Below are 21,456 nucleotides of genomic sequence, written 5' to 3'. Positions count from 1 at the left end.
TATGGCAGGGATATATTAGTCGTGTAAGCGTCAACCGTGCAGTTAAACTTTCGTGTTTTTGGAGAATGTTCGGGTCTTGTTTTAGAGTTGGTGACTTAGAGAAGTTTGTGCGTTGAGCCGTGTATTTGAGGTGTTAGTGCGTTGACGGTGATACTGGAGCATTTGTGGTTTGGTGAGTGAACTTTAGAGATTTCGTGATCTTAAATTCTAAAAAAATTGTGGTTCTGTGTTTCTGTGAAATTACGTGCCTACCTGCCATCCGACAGGCACAACGGCAAAACATCGATCCCATGATGGATGTACATACACGTCTTTACAGAGACCATCAAAAGTGTTCCTTGTTCGCCTTTGTGGTAAGAAAAGGGTTTATCAACATATTAACTAAAAACCAGTAACTTGCAGGACAGATATACTTATTACAAAAAACAGGGATAGGGAAGCTGTTTACTTCCCGATCGCCAGTATTATCGCCTGCCAGAGATTTTTTACCGCCCCGAACAGCGTCATGATCAAGACAAACGCCAGCAGTAATTTTATACCGAGGACAATTTCCGAAATCAGTTCCGGATTGAACGGGAACATGGTGATCAGGCCGTATATCAGGATCGCGCTTGCTATACCGAGAACTGTCTCCAGTGCCGACGGTATCCATTTACTTTTTATCAGCAAATACAGGAGGTTAACGATTATCGTCGCAATTATCAGCATATTAATGTAAGGGATGAATGTCGCAAAATCCGGAGAGAATAACGACACAATGCCTGTGGGCTTATCTCCCTCAAAGACTATGATGGCAGGAACTTTATCCCAGTAGAGATTTATTACTGCCAGGAATACCAGGTTACATATAGTGATTATAGCCACTCTTATTGGTGAAGACGGCTTCTCAAGGTTTTCGTTCATCTTTTTGATCTTTTCCTCATAAGTCATCTTTAGCCTGGACTCGTAAATATAAATTATCGCGAAGATAATGCTTATTACAATGACAGCAATGATCATGGCCGGAACGACACCGGTCAGGATGAGATGTACCGGAAGCCCTAATTCCGGTGCTATCATCGTCATAACGATACCGGCGATAGTGAATGCTACAATTAATCCTGCCAGTACTTTTAACACGTCCATGAATTCTTTTGCTTTCTTGGATCCTTTCCTGGAAGGATACCTGGAGGCTATCTCTTTCGGGGAACCCATTTTTGAGATCACTTCTCTTACAATGTTCTCGTCCGCAGGAACATACCTCTCCGATGCAAGCGCTTCTGCGCTATCAAGGATATGCGTCTTAAGCTCTCTTTTCACGTCGCTCTTTAGTTTCGGGTCCATATCCCTTGTCACATCATTCAGGTAGTCATCTATAATCTTATCGTACATGCTCTCCCTCACACCATTTGTACAGCTATCTTATCCACTGCGAACATTATTGACCTTAGCGATGCCAGCAGTTTTACTCTAACATCTTTACCTTTGTCAGTAATGATATAGTACTTTCTTGGTCTCGGGCCCACGGTCTCCCAACGGCTCGACAGAAGCCCCTCATCTTCAAGACGCCTCAGTATGGGGTAAAGCGTCCCTTCCTCAACGTTAAGGCCGTTCTCCTTCAGGCTCTTTATGATGTCATAGCCATACATTTCCTGATCCAGCAGGCACATGACGGCTACCTGCATCACGCCTCTTTTAACTTCGGTCTCGAACCTTTCCAGGATATCAGCCATTCGCATCACTCATAGTCACTCTAAATATTATGTGACTCATATAGTTATATAACACACTATACTGTATATATCTAGGTATATAAAACTTGGGATTACCCCATAAGTAATGAGAGAATAAAAATGAGCGCCAGTCATTCAGGGTTCAAAAAAAGATCACGAAAGGTCTGAACAGGACTTTCGTGATACGGCTTCAATTATATCTCTTCTTTGAAATCGTTCTCATCTATGGTCTCGATGAGTGTCACTTTCTTGACATCGACGAACCTTATCAGGAACTTTGATACTATGAACTTGCCGATAAGCCAGTTGTCATCGAGGTAAAGCCCTTTGGGCACCTCTATCGTTACCATGTCCTTATCGACCTTGTATTTAGCGTCTTTGCCGACGTATTGCTTTATTATCTCGCCTATCTTTGTGTTTTTATCTTCGATCACGTCCTCTATCTTATATTCATAGACTATGACCTGGCCTGCGAGAGGGTCGTTAAAGTCGACCTTTACCCGGCCTCCTGACATGCTTTGCACTACGCCCATCCTGCCCTCGACCTCTACTGCATCTCCGGGCTTGACCTCAAAACCAAATTTCTTTTCAGGGATAGTCTCGACGAGCTCGACCCTCCTTAAACCGAAGCCGACCTCTGGCTGTACAGTGACGCTGCCTTTGTATCCTGCTTTTTTACCCGTGATGTCCTCTTCGAAACCCTGGACCAGGAAACCCGAGCCTATGACGACCGCTAAAGGACCGTACGGTCTTCCTTCCTGATGTATCCCATTCTCTTTGGCCACAGTCTCGTCTGTCGTATCAAATATAGTGCCGTCTTCGAGCCTGCCCGTATACGTAAGCTTGATAATATCTCCGATCTTTGTCGACATAATAAAAACCTGCAATAGTCGTTAAGACTTTATTTATAAGTTAAAACTAATTAATCTATTTATAAAAAGATCTAAAATGTTAATTGAAAGACAATGGCAGCCTTTCAAGTAACATCATAAGAGCTTATTCGCTCTGTTCCTCTGCCGCAACTTCAGCCTCTGGGGCTGCTTCTTCCTTTTTGTAAGTTTCCTGGAATATGACTGCGTTGACGTTCTCAAGTTCCATTATCTGTGCGGCTATGGCGCTCTTGGCGAATCCCCATCTCTGGTTGAAAGTGAACTCTTTCGGAACCTCAATGATGACTCTGTCGCCGTCTATGCTGTACTCGATGTCGCGGCCCGTGTACATCTCAAGGGTCGCTGCTATCCTTTCCTCTTTGCCTTCGATGATGGAGTCTACCTCGTACTGGTAGGTAAGCGTCTCGCCTGCCAGGGGTGAGTTGAAGTTTATCCTTGCCCTGCCGCCTGCTACGCTTTCGACCATGCCGGTCTGCTGGCCCATCGTGACTCTCATTCCCGGCCTTACAGGCTCCTTGAATTTCTTTACGGGCACTGTCTCGATGAGCTCAAGGCGCTTGATACCGAATCCCTTCTCGGGCGGTAATGTCACCTCGGTCTTCTTTCCGATTTCCTGTCCGATCAAATCCTCATCTAATCCCGGTACTATGAAGCCCTTTCCGACGATAACGGTCTGAGGCCCATATTTCGCGTTTTCATTATACAGGCCGTATTCCTTTGCCACGTTCGCATCCGTGGTGTCAAATATGGTGCCATTCTGTAGCTTACCGGTGAATGAAAGCTTAATGTAATCTCCTTTCTGAACTGCCATGATTTACACCTGTTAAATTCTTTTAGTCATAATTACGCTTTAGTTTGATAATTGTTACGGTGAAAAAGTGTGTCACCAGTATGAACTAATAATTATCCCATCACCTTTTCATGTATCGGAGAAGATCAGCCTTAGCGTCTCATCGGGTACTTCCTTCACCGCCAGGTCGCCGCGGACCATGTCGGCCACGAATAGCGACCTTGTTATAAGCAATATCGGGGGCTCGCCGGATAATTTTGGGATCGTCGACACATAATCCGCCCACCTGCCCATACTTTCGTCGAACAGCGCTTTTTGCCCGCGAAACATGCGTGAGATGATCATGCTGGTGACGTATGCCGGGAACGGGTTCGGCGGGAATAGCGGGTTGCTAGACGTAGAGTTCAGCATGTAGTCAAAAGCGCCCGGTGAAAGGCGTAAAATGGCCGAAAACTTTTCTCTCTGGCTTTCGGGGATAGCCAGCTCAAACATCAGCCTGCTGAATTTATCCCGGGCAGCTCCTGTATCCATCACACCGCTCAATTGCACGAAATCGTTCATGATGTCGCCAAGCCTGTCGATGTCTCCGGACTTTATCGAGTCGAGTACCAGCAGGAAGCCACCCGAATCCATATCGTCACGGTCATGACACCTGATCCTGTCCATCCATGCGATCAGCATCGCCCTGTCGTCTTCGGAGATGTCCCGCAGCAACGACTTGAGCTTTTCGTACTTTTTGTCGTCCATAATGCTATCGTATAGCGCCAGCGTCGTGTTCCGGCTGATGTTGGCCCTTGCCTTGACTATGAAGTCCCTTGAGGTCGTATAGTCACGGAAGTACCGGGTTTTCATCAATGCAGGCACAGCGCCGTATCTATTCAGGAAGTTATGAAGCCTTTTCAGGCCGGTGAAGCCATCCCTGATACGGTATGAATTAGCGTTGCCGTTACCATGGGGGATCTTGTCGATAAGCGCAAACCTGTCGTCGGATGCAAGGTCTTCCAGGTGCAGCCTTACGTCCTTGGAACTTTTTATGTTACACTGCTCCTGCAGGTGTATCCTGATCTGCGTGAACGTGCTCTCCCCGTTATTGGCCAGATACAGGAGAATGGTTGACTTGGTTTTGCCTGTCGGCTCTTTTTCTCCTCTCGCTCTTGTTCTGCCGCCCATCGCATATCTTACTCCAGAGTATTTAAAATTTAATGATATACCATGGTATATTAACTTAATCAATAATCAATAAATAGCTTACATAACATCGATTTAATTGGTAATAACAGTATGTTAAACATACCTTTTTACCTGATATTATGAGCGCTTCCCGCGAAATATCCGGCGAAGCCGCTATAAAGCCGATGATCGACAGGAAAAACACGAACCGAAATGGAGGGATCATCAATTACTCAAAAAATATCCAGTAAGACATATGATGAAAACATTGATACAAGAGATTGCTTACCGCTAAGCTCTTTATATTATTATTTAAAGACAAGGGTGACCGGCAGCCTGAATGAAAAAGACCTTGACGGACTTTACAGGTGTGCATTATGTAATAACTGCAGGCTGGCGGACCTGAATCTGAGCGTAAGAAACACTGCTGTGAACAAAGGCCTCGTTGCGCCTCATTTGACCAGGATAAACAAAAACATCAACGAGTTCGGTAATCCATACGGCATGATGCCTGTACGCAGGGAAAATACCGGGGGCATCAAAGAGACCGTGCTATTCAGAGGATGCACACCCACCTATAAAACTCCGGAAATACTAACGGCGGCAGAAAACCTGCTAAAACGCAAGGGCATCGAATACAGCACGATAAGCGATGAGACCTGCTGCGGCAACATATTATTCAACATGGGGGACCGGGCATCTGGATCCGGGGCCGTCAGGAAAAATATACAAAAATTCAAAACGGCCGGCGTTAAACGGATAATAACGATCTGTCCGGGCTGTTACAATGCTTTCAATAAATATTACCGGGGACAGGATGGATTCGACCCGGAGGTCATCCTTGCCGTTGACTTATTGAGCGGATCGACTACTTTAGAAGGCGACTTCGCGATCCAGGATCCATGCCATGCCAGAGAAAAAGCCGGTACCGTGCGTAAAATACTCCCGGGTTCCAGAAAGGAAAGCGCAGGCCCATGCTGTGGCGCCGGAGGGGGCGTTATGTCCTTCGATAAGTCACTTGCAAGCTCAAAAGCAAGGAAAGTTGTAGACGGAAATTCCGCAAAGATAGTCACATACTGCCCGTTCTGCTACGTTAACCTGTCATCTTTGAAGCCGGGTAAGGTCTCGGATATCTATATGTTACTGGATGGTCACGGCTGCTGACAATCCATTATCCTTTTCCAGCACCATTACTGTCATTAATGCTTAACGTCTTTACTGTACGTTACTTTGATCGTTTTTATCATGAAAAGCGCAATCATTCTTTTCTTCTATCAGTTTCTTTAGCTCGCTCCATCCATCGACCACAAGATCGGCAAAATCAAATCTTATGGGCGGGTAGCTAGTCGTTATACCCACGCTGAATATGCCGAAGTCCTTGAATACTCTGAGATTCCGGGGAGTATCCTCCATAGCCCATAAAATATCATATTTTCTTTTCAAAGAAGATATGGCGTCTTTTTTAAAGTCCCGATCATGTACGCTCGACGAGGGCTTGAAGATAGCCACGTCGCCGTCTTTGTAAAGGTCATGCCTCTTCATATGCTCTATCGTGATCTTTTCCTTATCCGCAGGGCTTTTGAACCTGCCGGAAAGATACACGATCTTCACGCCTCGGTCCCTTATGACCTCTATGGTATCGACAGCCAGGGGATACGGCACGTCGACGGACATCAGGCGTGTTGATAAAAATGCGTTAAAATATCTCTCCTGCATTTTCCCGGACAATAACCTGCTGCAATAAAGGTCATGCCTGACCTCTTCCTCGGAAACATGCCTGCCCAGGATCTCCGAACAGAACAAAGCCCGCCTGAGGTCGCACGAGAGTACTGTATTATCTATGTCCAGTATGACCGCCTCAGGCTTGTTTGATACTGTCATAAAATACTATTTAAAATGGATATTTAAAAAATTATCCGGTAACAAATATACTTCATGATACCGGGTCGCGCCATATTATCTGCAATATATCGATATAAGGCATTATCATAGCCCGCTAATGTCATCCGTTTATCTTTTTCAACTTTTCTAAGGCCGCCGAAGCTTCCTTATATGCTTCGAGCCTCATCTCTTCGGCTTCCCACAGGTCAGATCTCACATCCAGTCTCATAATGGTGCGGAATAGGTTATATGCCCGTATATTGTGATCCCCGGCCTCCGATAAGTACACGGCTTTTTCGCTCGTAAGCCCGCTATTCATTCTGATCCTTTTAATATCGCTCCGCATCGAGGCGGTCAACGCGCATCCTTCGGCGCTGGACGGGAGTAATTTGATCAGATGCCATTTATCAAATATGCCCGTAGTCACTTTATTAAATCCCGCCTCTCCCTTCGCCGATGCAATTTTTGACCCGAGCTCCTTGAGCCATCCTGTGCCTTCCTCAAGCTTTCTGATCAGCCATCTCTTCTCTTCTTCGCTTATCGACGCAGCCTTAACCCTTGACTTTGCCAGTTCTAGCCTTGCCCGCGTCTTATCTGCGCTGGAAATGTAATATTGCTTATACTTTTCAAGAACGTCTCTTGCGGATACTCTGTCGCTCCCTGCCAGGTATTCCATCAATCCGGACATGTCCACTGCCTTCATGGCATCATAGCTCATGCCGCCCGCTACCGATGAGGCTCCTTTCGAAAACCGGTAGGTAAATATACTTATTAAAGCAAGCGCTTTGGCCAGGTCTAATGCGCTCATGATATGATTTATTACACTCCGAACTCATCACTTATACTGCCATTTTTTACGGGATAATCTAAAATGATGGGGCAAATATCTGAAAAGATTATATCCATTATTGACCTTTGATACATGGATGATAGAAGTTGAAATGAAAGTAAGGTCCGGCAATAATGACATAATACAGGTTTTAAAGGACGCCGGCGCAGTATTTGAAAAATCGGTTCGCCAGACGGACTCTTATTATAACGCGCCTCACAGGGATTTCGGGGAGACCGATGAAGCGTTAAGGCTAAGGGAGCAATCCGGTAAAGTCTATATGACCTATAAAGGTAAAAAGCTCGACCTTAAAAGCAAGACCAGAAAAGAGGTTGAGGTTGAGGTCGATAATTATTCAAAAATGGAGGATATTCTCCTGTCGCTGGGATTTAAGAAGACTCTGAGCGTATCAAAGCAGCGTGAAATATATCATTTAATGGACGCGGAGATATGTGTTGACAGAGTGGACGGTCTGGGGGATTTTATCGAGTTCGAGATGCAGGCGAACGGCATGGGCGAGGTCGATGAAAAAAGGGAAAAGCTGTTCTCTTTGATAAAAAGCCTTGGCATCGAGGGAGAGTTCATTCGCGAATCTTACCTTGAAATGATACTTCTAAAAAATAAAGGGCTTTAAGGATTTTAAAGCTCCATGATTTTTTTATGATGGTATAGTTAATTGATGGATTTTTGATCGTTTTAATGAATTAACTCGTCTTTGAGTCGTTGAGATGAACTTAATAAATGGTGTGTCCTGTTAATTCTAAGTTTTATAGTTTCTTTTTCACCACAAAGCGCACGAAGGCGAACAAGGAACACTATATTGTTAACCACGAAGCGCACGAAGGCGAGTAAGGTACACTATACTGTTAACCACGAAGCGCACGAAGGCGAGTAAGGTACACTAGACTGTTAACCACGAAGCGCACGAAGGCGAACAAGGTACACTAAACTGTTAACCACGAAGCGCACGAAGGCGAACAATGAACACAAATTTTTTTTAGTATATGCTAATCTTCTAAAAAAGTTCTTTGTGTTCCTTGTTCGCCTTTGTGCGCTTTGTGGTTAACAAATAACTTTCGTATATCCTTCATTTCTGTAATCAGGATATCCATATGACTCACGAATATGGGGAATAGACTACTAAGCGTTACTGTTGTTAACGACTCAATCACCTAATATCTAATACCGGGCCATGAGCATATATGCAGTTACCAGCCATTCCAGTGCTCTATCCTGTCTCCAAGCCTGGGCGGCGCTTCGGGCTTTTCATCCGGATATCCGAGAGGAACTATTGCCACCGGGCGTACGCCGTCCGGTAAACCCAGTATTTCCGCAACTTTATTTTCATCGAAGGCTCCCACCCAGCAGGTGCCCAGTCCCAGATCTCGCGCCATCAGCATCATGTTCATGACCGCGATGGACGCATCCTGAATAGCATACATCGCGGCGCGGGAACCGTACTTGGAGGCGCTTCTGGGTGTATTGGCGCAGGAGACTATGCAAACAGGGGCCTCCATGATGAACGTCTGGCCAAGAGCAGCTATACTCAGGCTCCTCTTGATACTGTCCTCCTCGATAATGATGAAATCCCTTCCCTGAAGGTTCCCCGCGGAGGGCGCCATATGGCCCGCATGTAATATCCTTTTGATCTGCTCCTTTGACGGCCTTTCCTTTTTAAAAGACCTGATCGCACGTCTTGTTTCTATCGCTTCCGATACATCCATTGTCGCACCAATAAACTTATATTTGTCCGGGCTACTAATAGTATCGAGCCTTTTAAACGGTCAATTGTACAGCGGAAGGCATTTTTATGAGAATAACGATGGATCTAGAGCTAAAGGACATCCCCGGACAGCTGGTAAGGGCCCTTGAGCCGATATCGGACGCGGGAGGTAATATTGTAAGCGTAGTGCACCACCACGAGAACCGGACACCGCGCGGCACTATCCCCATACAGGTCATAGTCGACATGGAGGACGGCCTGACCGAGCTGAAGAATAAGCTCGAATCGAGGGATATAAAGGTGGTCAGGGTAGATGAGGCAAAGCTGCTGGTGCACGAGACCATTCTGATAGTGGGACACATAATCCATTCCGACATTCGCGATACTATTGACCAGATCGACTCAACGGGCTATGCGGAGGTAGTCGACCTCGCAATGAGCATGCCCGGCATTAACTTAAAATCATCCGCACGCATCGGGATAAACGCGACCGGCAAAGATGAGATGAAGAAGGCTGTAAAGCTTCTCAGGGACATCTCAAAGGAAAAGGAACTGCTTATCATAGAGCCCATAGACACGGAGGGGATGTGATTGAGGTCATTTAAGGTCGCTATCGTCGGCTTCGGAAGTGTCGGCCAGGGAGTCGCAAAGGTCATCGCGTCCCGCAACGGCATATTCGATGAGGCGCATGCCGAATTCAAGATAGTCGCCATCACAGATTCTAAGGGCGCAGTGCTGGACCCGAAAGGGATCGATATATCGTCTGCGCTGAAGCAAAAGCGCGAAGGCACACTAAAAAGGGTGAGCATGTCAAGCTTGGACGTCGTAAAGAACGTCGACTATGACATCCTTGTAGAGGTCACGCCGACGGACGCCAGGACCGGAGAGCCTGGCTTATCCTATATAATCGAGGCATTATCCCGCGGCAAACATGTTGTGACCTCGAATAAAGGCCCACTGGCAAACCAGTATAAGATGCTCCTGGGCCTGTCGAAGGAGAACAACGTTAAGCTCTTATTTGAGGCCACCGCAGGGGGCGCTATGCCCGTCTTTAACCTGGCCCGCACTCCGCTGGCTGGTAATAAGATAAAGAGCATTATGGGCATATTCAACGGTACCTGCAACTACATTCTCACGCGCATGATCACCGAGGAGCTGCCTTATGATATGGTCCTGTCCGAAGCAAAGGAGCTGGGCTATGCCGAGGCGGACCCGACCTATGACGTGGAAGGCATAGATACTGCACTTAAGCTCGTGATACTGGCTAACGCAGTATTCGGCATGGACGTAAAGCTGGACGACGTCGACATCGTAGGCATCTCAAGCATCACCCTTGACGCCCTGAAACTGGCGAGCGATGACGGCTATGTCGTTAAGCTTATCGGAGAGGTCAGGCCGAACGGGGAGGAGAGCATCCTTAGAGTAAGCCCGAGGCTTGTGCCGAAAACACATCCGCTGGCAGTCCAGGGAACACTGAACGCCGCCCTCATGCAGACCGAACTCGCCGGAGACATCATGGTCATAGGGAAAGGCGCAGGGTCTATAGAGACAGCGAGCGCGATACTCAGCGATATGATGTATATCGCATCGAGCAAAGACTAAAAGCTCTAACTATTTTTGGCTCAGGACATATGGCGTTTAGCCATAGTCCTCATAATTTCAAACAAAAACGAAAAATAAATTAATATTTTTGTACTTTTTATCATCAACTGATTTCTATATACCATTTCAAGTAAAATGGGGATACGAAATTGACCAGGAAAAAACGGTTCATTTTATCATCTAATTGTCTTCTAAACCCTTTTTGCAGAGTATATCTCTCCGGCAGGAATTTTCAGTTGTCGAGCAGGCTGTTCTCATATCTGCTGGAAAATGGGGTGGGTATAATACAACTTCCATGCCCTGAAACTACGGCCAACGGCCTCATAAGGTGGCCTATGGGCAGGCAGCAGTATGATAATACCTTTTACCGAAAACACTGTAAAGAAATAATGCAGCCAGAAATCGACCTTGTCGAAGAGTTCGTATCAAGACACTATCAGCCTGTATGCTTTTTGGCAGTCGAGGGCAGCCCAAATTGCGGACTTTCATGGGGCAGCCACAGGACTGACAGGCGTGGATTCGAGATAATCGAAGTGCGCGAACTTGAGTCCGCATGCGAGGTCAGGTCATCCGGGATAAACGTGGAGATACTTGCGGAAGAGCTAAGAAAAAGAGGTATCTATATACCGTTTATGGAAGTGCCCATAAAAGCTCCGAAAGACTCGGACAGGGAAGCTTCATTTTTCAGGGAACTAAGGCATTTACTGGGGGATCATCGGGGGGATACTGTCCCTTTAGCATCCGGGGCTGCTGAAACATCTTGATATGCGATATACCCCGAATAAGCCGTCATTCGTTTTATCCGGCTTTAACAAAAAAGTTTTAAAGCTTGTACGTGCATGATAACCCCGTTAATCTGGTGCAGTAAAATGAAGATCGGAGTTATAGCTTTACAGGGTAACGTAGAGGAACATGTCGAGGCCGCTAAGAAAGCGCTTAATGGTAAAGGCGAAGTCGTTAAGATAAAGCATAAGGGCATAGTCCCCTCCTGCGACGCGATCATAATCCCCGGGGGAGAAAGCACTACTGTTTGCAGGCTCGCATGGTCCGAGGGCATAGCTCAGGAGATCAAGGACCGGGTAAAAGAAGGCATGCCCGTGATGGGTACCTGTGCCGGGCTTATCATGATGGCAAATAAAGGCGACGATCAGGTCGAAAAGACTTGCCAGAGGCTGCTGGGGATCATGGATATATCCGTCAACAGAAACGCTTTCGGAAGGCAGAGAGAATCATTCGAGATGGAGCTTGACATGCCTGAGCTAATAAACGGCCCGCCATTTAATGCTATATTTATAAGGGCGCCAGCAATCACCGGGGCGGGGGAGAATGTCGAAGTACTGGCTAAGATCGACGACCTCATAGTGGCCGCCAGGCAGGGAAATTTACTTGCGCTTGCATTCCATCCGGAGCTTACGGATGATCTCCGGATCCATAAATATTTCTTTGGTATGGTAGAGAGTAAAAATAAGTAATGACATTACTTTTTTTTAAAAACAAAAATACGTTAAATTTATTTTCATTTGATTGATATGTTTATTATTTATACTTAAAGGATAATTATTATAAATCGATTATAAAACATTGTACAGTAAGGATAAGGCCGACCTTATATAATAATTGCTTGCTCTAATAATGATTAATATACTTAGAAATATATAAAATGAACGAATAATATGAAAAATGGTAGTTAGCGTAGAAATAATGCTGGCGCATAGATATGTTCGAGAGAATAAGCTCACAGAAGAATAAATTCCGGCTTATTATACTGGGATCGCTTCTTTTATTATGCATACTCCTGACCATCTATGTTAACATATACCTGGGTATTGACATCGTTTTCACTCACCTATTTTATATCCCTATTATCCTGGCAGGCCTCTGGTACCGTAAAAAAGCCATATATGTCGCTCTGTTCCTGGGCTTGTTCCATGTTATATCTAACGTGATAATTTCAGGCACGGTCATGCCTAACTCTTTAATAAGGGCGATAATATTTGTCATAGTGGCGGTCGTCGTCGGGTCCCTGTCAGAAAGAAAGGACCTCCTGTACGATAAATTGAATGAATCGCACAGGATGCTATCTAACATCATAGAATTTTATCCGGATGCCACATTGATCATCGATAATAACCATAATGTCGTAGCATGGAACAAGGCCATGGAGGATATGACCGGTGTCCAAGCCGGAGACATGATGGGAAAGGGCGATCATGAATACTCCGTTCCGTTTTACGGGCGAAGAGGCCCGATGCTGATCGACCTTGTGGACCTGCCTGATGAGGAGCTAACAAAATATAAGTATGTGTATAAGGCTGACGGCAAGCTCGAATGCCCTTCGATAAAGGCCAGGCTCAAAGGTAAGAACGTTTATCTACACGGCACTGCCACAAAGCTTTGCGATAAAGAAGGCAATTTCATCGGCGCTATCGAGTCCCTGAGGGACATCACCGAAAAGAGACTTGCAGAAGAAGCTCTTATGGACGCTTTAAAACGTTTCGAGGCTATTTTTGAGAACACGCCTCTTGTGGCTATACAGGGCTTTGATAAAGAGGGGACGATCCTTCACTGGAACACGGCCAGTAAGGATCTGTATGGATACAAAGTCGAAGAGGTCATCGGGCGTAAGATGCAGGATATACTGATATGTCCGGACCAGACGGACACCTTTGAAAAAACGCTAGGTCACATAGTGCGAACAGGGGAGTCTTCATCGGGTAATGAATGGAAAGTCCTTACAAAGGCCGGTAAACAGCGATGGGTATATTCTTCGATTTTTCCCATATTTGAACACGGCTCGGTCGTTGAAGTCTACTGCATGGATGTAGACATCACCGACCGCAGGAATATGGAGGAGGAGCTGCGAAGAGCCCGCGATCAGCTTGAGATAAGGGTTGAAGAAAGGACTGCTGAGCTCGCCCGGGCCCGCGGGACGTTACAGACGATCCTGGACACCGTCCCGATAGGGGTAGTCGTGGCTGAATCCAACACAGGTAAGATATCGTATTTTACGAACTGCGCAAAAGACCTTTTTGATATACCTGCGTTCGGATATGCGGAAGATATGGGGCCGACCTCTTATGAGCTTTTAAATCCGGACGGAAGCCCGGTACATCCGGAGGACCTGCCGCTTTCCAGGTCATTGTACCATGGCGAATATATCAACAACAAAGAAGTGGTGATCTGCCATAAGGACGGCAGGAGACTGACAGTGCTCATGAGCAGCGCTCCGGTGATAGATAAGGATGGCCGTATCATGTCTGCAGTCTCGAGCATCGTCAATATCACAAAGCGAAAAGAGGCCCAGGAAGAGCTTGAATTCAAGTCGCTGCTGCTTGACAGCGCCACAGACTCCGTTTTTGTACATGACTTTGATGGTAAGATAATTTACGTAAACGAAGCCGCATATAAGACCCGCGGATATACCAGAGAAGAGCTCCTGGGAATGAAACTGAGGGACATTCTGACGGAGGACTACAAAAAGCTCATAAGGCCTCGTATGGAGTCACTATTTACCACGGGACGTGCAGTGTACGAGTCCGCCCACTTGAAGAAGGACGGGACTGTAATGCCGGTGGAAGTCCATATCCAGGTGGTGAACATAAAGGGCAGAATGCTGTACGCGAGCATTGTAAGGGACGTCACCGAGCTTAAGCGCGTGGATAATGCGCTCAGGGAAAGCGAGGCAAAGTACAGGGAACTCGTGCAGAATGCGAACAGTATCATTTTAAGAATGGACCCCGCAGGCAATATAATATTTTTCAACGAGTTCGCGCAGTCTTTCTTCGGATATAATGAAGAGGAGATAATGGGAAAGAACGTCATTGACACCATCGTTCCGGAAACAGATACTTTTGGCCGTAATCTTTCAGGTGTCATCAGAAATATAATCTCACATCCTGAACAATATCAGTACAATGAAAATGAAAATATCCGTAAGAACGGAGAGCGTGTATGGGTCGCATGGACTAACAAGGCTATTTTTGACGAGACGGGGAAAGTCTCCGAGATCATCTGCATAGGCACGGATATAACCGGACGAAAGAAGGCAGAAGAAGAGCTGTACGAGAAGCGGGAGATGCTTCAGCTTGTTATAGATAATATCCCCCAGTCAATATTCTGGAAAGACCTTAACTCGGTATATCTGGGATGTAACACTAATTTCGCGAAGGTGTCGGGTATCGGTGCCCCGGAGAACATTGCAGGAAAGACCGATTTCGACCTTGCTTGGAGTAAAGACGAAGCGATCACATTTAGAACGTATGACCGCCGCGTGATGGACTCTGACAGGCCGGAATACAACATAATCGTAAAAGTCAGGCAGGCGGACGGTAAAAAGGCATGGCTTGACATAAATAAGATACCCCTGCATGATAAATGGGGTAACGTCATCGGCATGCTGGGTACCCATGAGGACATTACCGAAAGAAAGCGCGCTGAGGAGGCTCTGAGAGAGGCTAAGTCTCAGGTAGAGCTTTATCTCGACCTCATGAGCCATGATATCAATAATATGAATCAGGCGGGGATGGGATATCTTGAAATGGCCCTGGAAAAACTCGAACTCTCAGAAGAAGACCGGCTTTTGCTGATCAAGTCCCTGGATTCATTGAAGAACAGCTCCCAGCTTATAGAGAACGTTCGAAAGATCCAGATGGTCAAAGAAGGGGAGATAAAGTCCGAGATAATCGATGCGGGAGAATTACTAAAAACCATTAGCGAAGAATATTCTCATATACACGGTAAGGACGTGACCATTAATTATGTTCACCGACCCGGATTCAAGGTCCTTGCTAACGTATTATTAAAGGACGTTTTTGAAAACCTCGTATGGAACGCTATTAAGCATTCTGCGGATAGTGTGACCATAGACATCAATATCACTAAAATATACGAGGACGGTAAAAAATATTATAAATTCATCATAGAGGATAACGGCCCGGGCATATCGGATGAAATGAAGGAGATCATATTCACCCGGCTTCAAAGAGGTAAGACGAAAGCCACTGGAAAAGGCATAGGTTTGTACCTTGTGAAAACCCTTGTGGAAGAGTTCAACGGCAGGGTCTGGGTTGAGGACAGGGTCCCCGGAGACCATGGCAAAGGCAGTAAATTCGTGGTGATCGTGCCTGCCGCTTACGAAGAGAACGTTTCTGTCGAATGATTTACTTAGTGATGCGTTTCGGTAATTCATAATATTATTATATCTTCTATTTCAACACAAAGGCAACAATGGAACATTAGCTTTCACCACGAAGCGCACGAAGGGCTCAAAGGACCACCATTTTTTTAAGATATGTTAAACCTTCTAAGAAAGTCCTTTGTATACCTTATTCGCCTTCGTGCGCTTCGTGGTTAACAAATTAGTGTACCTTATTCGCCTTCGTGCGCTCCCATGAAAAACTTTTAGATGGTCATTGTAAAGACGTGCATATAACAATTCATTACGGGATTGATGTTCTGCCGTTGTGCCTGTCGGATGGCAGGTAGGCACGTAATTTCACAGAAACACGGAAACACTAAATTTTTTTAGAATTTAAGATCACGAAATCTCTAAAGTTCACTCACCAAACCACAAATGCTCCAGTATCACCGTCAACGCACTAACACCTCTAACGCCCGGCTCAACGCTCGAAGCGCTCTAAGTCACCAACTCTAAAACAAGGCCCGAACATTCCCAAAAACACTAAATTTTAACTGCACGGTTGACGCTTACACGACTAATATATCCCTGCCATAGTTCAGGAGAGCACAGACCGGGATATTAAACTTTAGTGGTTTGGAGAATGTTCGGGATTTGTTTTAGAGTTGGTGACTCTGAGAGGTTAGTGCGTTGAGTCGGGCGTTGGTGGTGTTAGTGCGTTGACGGTGATACTGGAGCATTTGTGGTTTGGTGAGTAAACTATTAGGGTTTTTGTGACCTTAAAAAATCATATAAAAATTTTTGTGGTTCTGTGTTTCTGTGAAATTACGTGCCTACCTGCCATCCGAAAGGCACAACCATAAAAACTTCATCTCAAAGACCATTGAGTAAAACACATTTTCATTCTTAAAACCTGAGCAAGAACCCGCTCATCAAAGATTTCGTGGTGAAAAAACCGTGTCCTTAGTTGCCTTGGTGATTGACTTGATAAAAAATGAAATGATATTACATATAAAAAAAGGGATAGATACCTTAGCAGGCGCGTTTAAATGTCGACCTTGATACCAAGTATATCTTTTTCTCCCGCATAGACGTCTCGTGCTATCTGCGCAAGTCCTATGGCAGCCGATAATTTTCCGAGGACATGGACTTCCTTTTTGATAAGTCCCGATATCCTGTCCCTGACCATATCCATTGAACCTACCGATCCGGCTGTGAACACGGTGCATTCAGGGCATAGCATCAGGAAAGAGGCAATTTCCATCGCGGCAAAAACAGCTATCGTATCGAATGCCCACAACGCATCTTCATCGTTCTTATCTTTAGCCGCAAGCAGTTCGTCCAGGCTTTTATGCGGTATCACCCTGGTCACGCCTGCCGTAGAAAACGCGTCATTGGCGCTCATCAGTCCTGCATCAACGTCCCTTATGGCGTCAAGGTCAAGGGGCCCGTGATGCACTCCCGGGGCGAAAATGCATGCATCGATGGCGCCAAGCATTTTCAAATCCTGTACGCACATAGTTACAGTGTTCGAGCTTATGTCGGATACGATAAAGCTCCTGTCCTTTCTTGCCATATATGCGTTATAGGCGATCCCGAGCTTTTCAGGGCTGGCTCCATGTGAAAATAACCTGAAGCAGGGGTGAGCCGAATTATGGCGGTGTATTCCCGGTATCACGACTGCCCTGATCCCCGATGAAGCTATGGCGTCATAGACGTTGGTACCTCCTCCTATATGTACGCCGGCTCCCTTCTGGCTGATGACTCCCCTGTTCTCTACTTTGTTCACGCCGGTGATCTTAGATATTCCGTCACCCATGGAATATGTCAGAGCTATCAGCTCTATATCATTTACTTTGACGTCAAAGCTCGAAGTCATCTTAGAGATTATCTGCTCCTTTGTCATATCCCGGGCCTGCTTTCTCGATATCTCGAACCATTGCCCTTCGGTGTTAGCGAAACGTATGCCTGTGGTGCCATGATCTATGCCGATGAACAAAATATGACCTTCCTTGTAATTACTGGTCTTACTCTATCATTTATAATACATAATAAGTTTTACTTAAGCTGCACGTGGATTCAATTAATATTATATGAAAATATTTTATAAAACGGTAAAAGCTATCTAATATGACAGGATAGTATATGCGGAGCTTTTTCCGGTAATGACGCCAGAATTAATACCTTTGATAGACTCCCCGGCGCTCGAGGTCAAAAACGAGGATGTATCGCTTGTCATCGCGGATATACACCTCGGCATAGAATATGACCTCTATTATAGCGGCATCAATATCCCTTCGCAGATAGCGAAGCGTATAGATCGAGTCAGGAACTATATCGCGGAAGTCGGCCCCGACCGTATAATATTGCTGGGCGATATCAAACATAACGTCCCGAGGACATCTTACCAGGAAGTCGACGAGGTGCCGAGGTTCCTGAACGAGCTGGCAAAGCATGCTATCGTAGACATTATTCCCGGGAACCATGACGGCGGCATAGAAAAGCTGATACCGGACAACCCGGACATTGACCTTCACGATCCCCGCGGAGCGGAGATCGACGGGGTATCTTATTTTCATGGGCATACGTGGCCGGACGTTTCGCTACTAAAGAACTCATACCTTGTAATGTCGCATAACCACCCTACCATAAAGCTCACTGATGCGCTGGGACATACTCTCACGAGACAGAGCTGGATACGCGCAAAGCTCGACCGCGACATCGTGGCGGCTAACTATCCGGGCGAGTTCGATTGGGGCGATCCGGAGCTTATCATAGTCCCGTCCTTTAACGAGCTATGCGGAGGCATCGCTTTTAACGAATCCTGGCATGATGACCTTCTCGGCCCGCTGTTCACATCAAAAGCCGTGCACCTTGAGGAGTCGCAGGTGTACCTGCTGGACGGCACATACATGGGCACTATAGATAACTTGCGAAAGTATTCCCGGGAAAAATACCGGTCTCCATCCTCTGAAAAAAAGATACGTCGCCGTAGAAAAAAATCATTCAGGCCGTAAAATATTTTAATTTCAGATAGCTGCTACAGACTATACTTTCGCTACATCTTACCGAAACCATCTTTAGCCTATGGAATTCAATCTTTATCCTGTCTGAGTGATAAAATGATAGGATATTCGGAGATCGGCATATTTGGAAGCATATTACTGGCCCTGGCGTTCTTACCCCAGTGCTACAGGATACTTAATACGAGAAAAGTTTCCGATATTTCTCTATACTATTTACTAGTACTGGTAGTCGGATCTTTATGTCTGACCCTATATGGATACGGCATACATGACATCATTATATTCGGGCTGAACCTGTACGCATTCCTTTGTAATACGGAATTGCTCGGTTTAAAAATATATTATGATAGAAGATATCCTGCCAATTATCATATTCCGGCATGATGTTTTTGTGTTTACCTGCCATCCGAAAGTAACAACACTAAAAAAACATCAAAAAACCAAATAACTTGACCTTTAATGTAAGCTGAATTTATAAAAAATAGATGTCAGGACCGGTATTTGCCGGTCCTTTACAATGGATTTTACTCTAACAGTATCTTTGCCATCAGGTCGTTCTCAAGCTCGGATATCATCGGGATGCCGGTAACTGCCGCGGCTCTCTCGGTGAGCGAGGCTATGTCGCCCCTGGATATGTACTTGAGCTTGAACTTCCTTGAGCCGGCCATGAGCTGCTGTAAGCCAACACCTAAGCGGTCGTGCCAGTAGGTGTACAGGCCGATAGCTCCGATCGGGATGTTCTTGGCATCGTTGCCGTACTTGGCGACGAGATCGCTGTAGGCGATCATGAACTTCTCGGGGTCTGTGGAGTATGCCCTGGTAAACTGGCCTGGCAGGTCGTTCTTCTGGGCAAGCTCGCTGAAGTACTGCGCCTTCATGACTGCAGTGATTGGCGGGCGGGCCATTGCTATTGCCTTGACGGTCGGGCCGCTGCCGAGGTCGGACATTGCCATGGACTTGAACATCTGGGTCTCGTTGACGAAACCGCCTGCAAATGCTATGTCCGGGACATACATTCCGTTCTCTTTCATGATCTTGACGCAGTCCATGACCTGTGCCTGTAAGTATACGGTCGGGGTCGAACAGTCGTTCATCATGGGCACCGGGCTCATTCCGGTTCCTCCGCCTGCGCCGTCGAAGGTCAGCAGGTCGATCTTTGCGGCCGATGCGCACTTAAGCGCGAACGCGGTGGTGACTGGCCTGTATGCGCCGGTCTTTAAGAATACCTTCTTTGCGCCCTGGTTGCGGAGCCACTCGATGTCCTCTACGAATCCCTTGAATTCCGGGAAGCCTACCCTGGAGTGCCTCTCGAAGGTCTTGAACGCGCCTTCCTTGAACGCCTTCTGAACAGCGGGGTCCTCGGGGTCCGGCAGGACTATGTAGCCTCTCCTCTTCAGCTCGAGTGCTTTGTTGAGGTCATAGATCCTAACTTCGCCTCCGATGGCCTTTGCTCCCTGTCCCCACTTTCTCTCGATGATGTTAACTTCTAATTTTGATAATGCGTAAACGTCAGTGCCGAGCCTCTGGTCCTCGACGTTGGTCTGGACGACGATCTCTCCGTTCTTACCGTCCCAGAAGTCCCTGAACCTCTGGACCCTGAACGTAAGGTCCGGCGAGTGAGTGACTTTGCCGCCGGTTATGACTGAGTCCATGTCCATGCCGCATACGTTCTCTCCGATGACCTGCATGGAGCCTGATATTGCGGCACCTACTGCGAGGCCGTCCCAGTAGTTCTTGGCCACTGCGGTGGAGCCGAGGCCTGCCGTGAATACAGGTACGCTTAATGGTACGCCGCCTGCTACGGTTCTGATGTCCACTGCCGGGAACGTCGCTGCGTCCGGGTTCGGTGCTATGCCTTTTGCACCTATACAGTCGGTCAGTATCTGGAAGTCTGACCAGTCAAGGCCATAATCCTTGTTTGATGATGCGGTCGAGTGTCCGAACTGTTCGGTATCCGGGTAGAGGACTTCTCTGCCCCTTAACGCGGACTTGCCTACTTCACAAAGGACCTTACAGTCTTTTATGCATATCGGGCACATACCGCTGGTCGGATTTACGTCCCTCTTTCTTACAGACGTATCCGTAGTTGAACGTGAGTTTGCGTATATGTCGCTCATGATGGTTTCACCGACAATAGGCTACACAGTTCTTATTTATAAATATTTCCGTAACATTTTTAAATAATGGTATAGCCACAACTTTCCTACTTAAATATATTAATATATTAATATTATTCGTATCATTTTTTTTAAAAAGCCAATAAAATTATTCGATATTTCTTGATAATAAGAAAGTATTTAATTATAGATAATATTTTTATATTAAAATCATAAGGGTGCAAATGTCTTCTATACATATACAACCCATATCCCATGCCACTAATTATACTAGACTGGAGCTTTACCGCATCTCAGGAAGGGTTATCGATGGGGATGGCTACACAGTCAGAGGGGCTGATGTGCTTTTAGAATCCTGCGTCGACAGGAAAATGACATCATCTTCCGAAGGCGGCAGGTTCGAACTAAATATATATGTAAGCGGCAATAACGATATGATAACCATTCAGGCATTTTTTGGCCTAAAAAGCGGATGTGAACGAATGTCCGCCCGCAGTATTCCGGGCCATCTGGAGATCGTAATAGGGGAATCCTCTATCGATGACCTGTGTAAAAAGGTCGGTCAATAGTGTTTTCCTA

20 protein-coding genes are annotated in these 21,456 nt (G+C 46.2%); 10 read left to right on the top strand and 10 right to left on the bottom strand.

The features are described from left to right. Nucleotides 1-444: 444 nt before the first annotated feature. The 5 genes from CUJ83_RS02790 to CUJ83_RS02770 all read right to left on the bottom strand — a co-directional run bounded on the left by CUJ83_RS02790 (nt 445) and on the right by CUJ83_RS02770 (nt 4,562). Nucleotides 445-1,371, bottom strand: a complete 927-nt coding sequence (locus CUJ83_RS02790; protein WP_230740399.1) for an HAAS signaling domain-containing protein — start codon at nt 1,369-1,371, stop codon at nt 445-447. An 8-nt stretch (nt 1,372-1,379) separates the two neighbouring features. Next, nucleotides 1,380-1,712 (bottom strand): PadR family transcriptional regulator, encoded by a 333-nt coding sequence (locus tag CUJ83_RS02785; protein WP_230740397.1) that lies wholly within the window; start codon nt 1,710-1,712, stop codon nt 1,380-1,382. 194 nt (nt 1,713-1,906) lie between these two features. Continuing rightward, a complete protein-coding gene (locus CUJ83_RS02780) occupies nt 1,907-2,584 on the bottom strand; it encodes an FKBP-type peptidyl-prolyl cis-trans isomerase (RefSeq protein ID WP_230740395.1) in 678 nt (225 codons plus the stop codon). Nucleotides 2,585-2,708: 124 nt separating this feature from the next. Then, the gene (locus CUJ83_RS02775) at nt 2,709-3,413 is read right to left on the bottom strand and encodes a peptidylprolyl isomerase (RefSeq protein WP_230740393.1); all 705 of its coding nucleotides are present in this window, start codon (nt 3,411-3,413) and stop codon (nt 2,709-2,711) included. Nucleotides 3,414-3,521: 108 nt separating this feature from the next. Next, nucleotides 3,522-4,562 (bottom strand): hypothetical protein, encoded by a 1,041-nt coding sequence (locus CUJ83_RS02770; protein ID WP_230740391.1) that lies wholly within the window; start codon nt 4,560-4,562, stop codon nt 3,522-3,524. 213 nt (nt 4,563-4,775) lie between these two features. Between CUJ83_RS02770 and CUJ83_RS02765 the strand changes: the two genes are divergently transcribed. Further along, nucleotides 4,776-5,726 (top strand): heterodisulfide reductase-related iron-sulfur binding cluster, encoded by a 951-nt coding sequence (locus CUJ83_RS02765; RefSeq protein ID WP_230740389.1) that lies wholly within the window; start codon nt 4,776-4,778, stop codon nt 5,724-5,726. Between the two features lie 51 nt (nt 5,727-5,777). Here the strand turns inward: CUJ83_RS02765 and CUJ83_RS02760 are convergent, their stop codons facing one another. Together CUJ83_RS02760 and CUJ83_RS02755 are read right to left on the bottom strand one after the other, a co-directional pair. Next, nucleotides 5,778-6,443 (bottom strand): HAD family hydrolase, encoded by a 666-nt coding sequence (locus CUJ83_RS02760; protein ID WP_230740387.1) that lies wholly within the window; start codon nt 6,441-6,443, stop codon nt 5,778-5,780. A gap of 121 nt (nt 6,444-6,564) precedes the next feature. After that, complete coding sequence (locus tag CUJ83_RS02755; RefSeq protein ID WP_230740385.1) at nt 6,565-7,251, bottom strand: hypothetical protein; 687 nt, start codon at nt 7,249-7,251, stop codon at nt 6,565-6,567. Nucleotides 7,252-7,369: 118 nt separating this feature from the next. Between CUJ83_RS02755 and cyaB the strand changes: the two genes are divergently transcribed. Next, nucleotides 7,370-7,906 carry a class IV adenylate cyclase gene (gene cyaB / locus CUJ83_RS02750; RefSeq protein WP_230740383.1) on the top strand — a complete coding sequence of 179 codons (537 nt, stop codon included), beginning with the start codon at nt 7,370-7,372 and terminating at the stop codon, nt 7,904-7,906. A 574-nt stretch (nt 7,907-8,480) separates the two neighbouring features. On the opposite strand, the gene CUJ83_RS02745 is transcribed toward cyaB, so the two are convergent. After that, a complete protein-coding gene (locus CUJ83_RS02745; protein WP_230740381.1) occupies nt 8,481-8,996 on the bottom strand; it encodes a nitroreductase family protein in 516 nt (171 codons plus the stop codon). Between the two features lie 86 nt (nt 8,997-9,082). Between CUJ83_RS02745 and CUJ83_RS02740 the strand changes: the two genes are divergently transcribed. From CUJ83_RS02740 to CUJ83_RS02720, 5 genes are all read left to right on the top strand, one after another. After that, nucleotides 9,083-9,586, top strand: coding sequence for an amino acid-binding protein (locus CUJ83_RS02740; RefSeq protein ID WP_230740379.1), 504 nt, complete (start codon nt 9,083-9,085; stop codon nt 9,584-9,586). Beyond that, complete coding sequence (locus tag CUJ83_RS02735; protein ID WP_230740377.1) at nt 9,587-10,597, top strand: homoserine dehydrogenase; 1,011 nt, start codon at nt 9,587-9,589, stop codon at nt 10,595-10,597. A gap of 149 nt (nt 10,598-10,746) precedes the next feature. After that, nucleotides 10,747-11,361: a hypothetical protein gene (locus CUJ83_RS02730; protein ID WP_230740375.1), complete on the top strand. Its 615-nt coding sequence runs from the start codon at nt 10,747-10,749 to the stop codon at nt 11,359-11,361. 105 nt (nt 11,362-11,466) lie between these two features. Beyond that, on the top strand, nt 11,467-12,069 hold the full coding sequence (pdxT, locus tag CUJ83_RS02725) for a pyridoxal 5'-phosphate synthase glutaminase subunit PdxT (RefSeq protein WP_230740373.1): 603 nt from the start codon (nt 11,467-11,469) through the stop codon (nt 12,067-12,069). A 245-nt stretch (nt 12,070-12,314) separates the two neighbouring features. Further along, on the top strand, nt 12,315-15,755 hold the full coding sequence (locus CUJ83_RS02720) for a PAS domain S-box protein (RefSeq protein WP_230740371.1): 3,441 nt from the start codon (nt 12,315-12,317) through the stop codon (nt 15,753-15,755). Between the two features lie 1,024 nt (nt 15,756-16,779). Here the strand turns inward: CUJ83_RS02720 and CUJ83_RS02715 are convergent. Beyond that, nucleotides 16,780-17,733 (bottom strand): methanogenesis marker 12 protein, encoded by a 954-nt coding sequence (locus CUJ83_RS02715; RefSeq protein ID WP_230740369.1) that lies wholly within the window; start codon nt 17,731-17,733, stop codon nt 16,780-16,782. Between the two features lie 166 nt (nt 17,734-17,899). Here CUJ83_RS02715 and CUJ83_RS02710 point away from each other — a divergent pair, with 166 nt between their 5' ends. Both CUJ83_RS02710 and CUJ83_RS02705 read left to right on the top strand, forming a co-directional pair. Beyond that, nucleotides 17,900-18,751, top strand: coding sequence for a metallophosphoesterase (locus CUJ83_RS02710; RefSeq protein WP_230740367.1), 852 nt, complete (start codon nt 17,900-17,902; stop codon nt 18,749-18,751). Between the two features lie 105 nt (nt 18,752-18,856). Continuing rightward, nucleotides 18,857-19,144: a SemiSWEET family sugar transporter gene (locus tag CUJ83_RS02705; RefSeq protein WP_230740365.1), complete on the top strand. Its 288-nt coding sequence runs from the start codon at nt 18,857-18,859 to the stop codon at nt 19,142-19,144. A gap of 140 nt (nt 19,145-19,284) precedes the next feature. On the opposite strand, the gene CUJ83_RS02700 is transcribed toward CUJ83_RS02705, so the two are convergent. Beyond that, nucleotides 19,285-20,877, bottom strand: coding sequence for a beta/alpha barrel domain-containing protein (locus CUJ83_RS02700; protein WP_230740363.1), 1,593 nt, complete (start codon nt 20,875-20,877; stop codon nt 19,285-19,287). A gap of 224 nt (nt 20,878-21,101) precedes the next feature. Between CUJ83_RS02700 and CUJ83_RS02695 the strand changes: the two genes are divergently transcribed. Beyond that, the gene (locus CUJ83_RS02695; protein ID WP_230740362.1) at nt 21,102-21,446 is read left to right on the top strand and encodes a hypothetical protein; all 345 of its coding nucleotides are present in this window, start codon (nt 21,102-21,104) and stop codon (nt 21,444-21,446) included. Nucleotides 21,447-21,456 lie beyond the last annotated feature (10 nt).

The organism is Methanooceanicella nereidis, from assembly GCF_021023085.1.
In the GTDB taxonomy this organism is placed as follows: domain Archaea; phylum Halobacteriota; class Methanocellia; order Methanocellales; family Methanocellaceae; genus Methanooceanicella; species Methanooceanicella nereidis.
The sequence above is the reverse complement of the archived record's forward strand: the minus strand, read 5'-3'. Positions and strand labels throughout refer to the sequence as shown.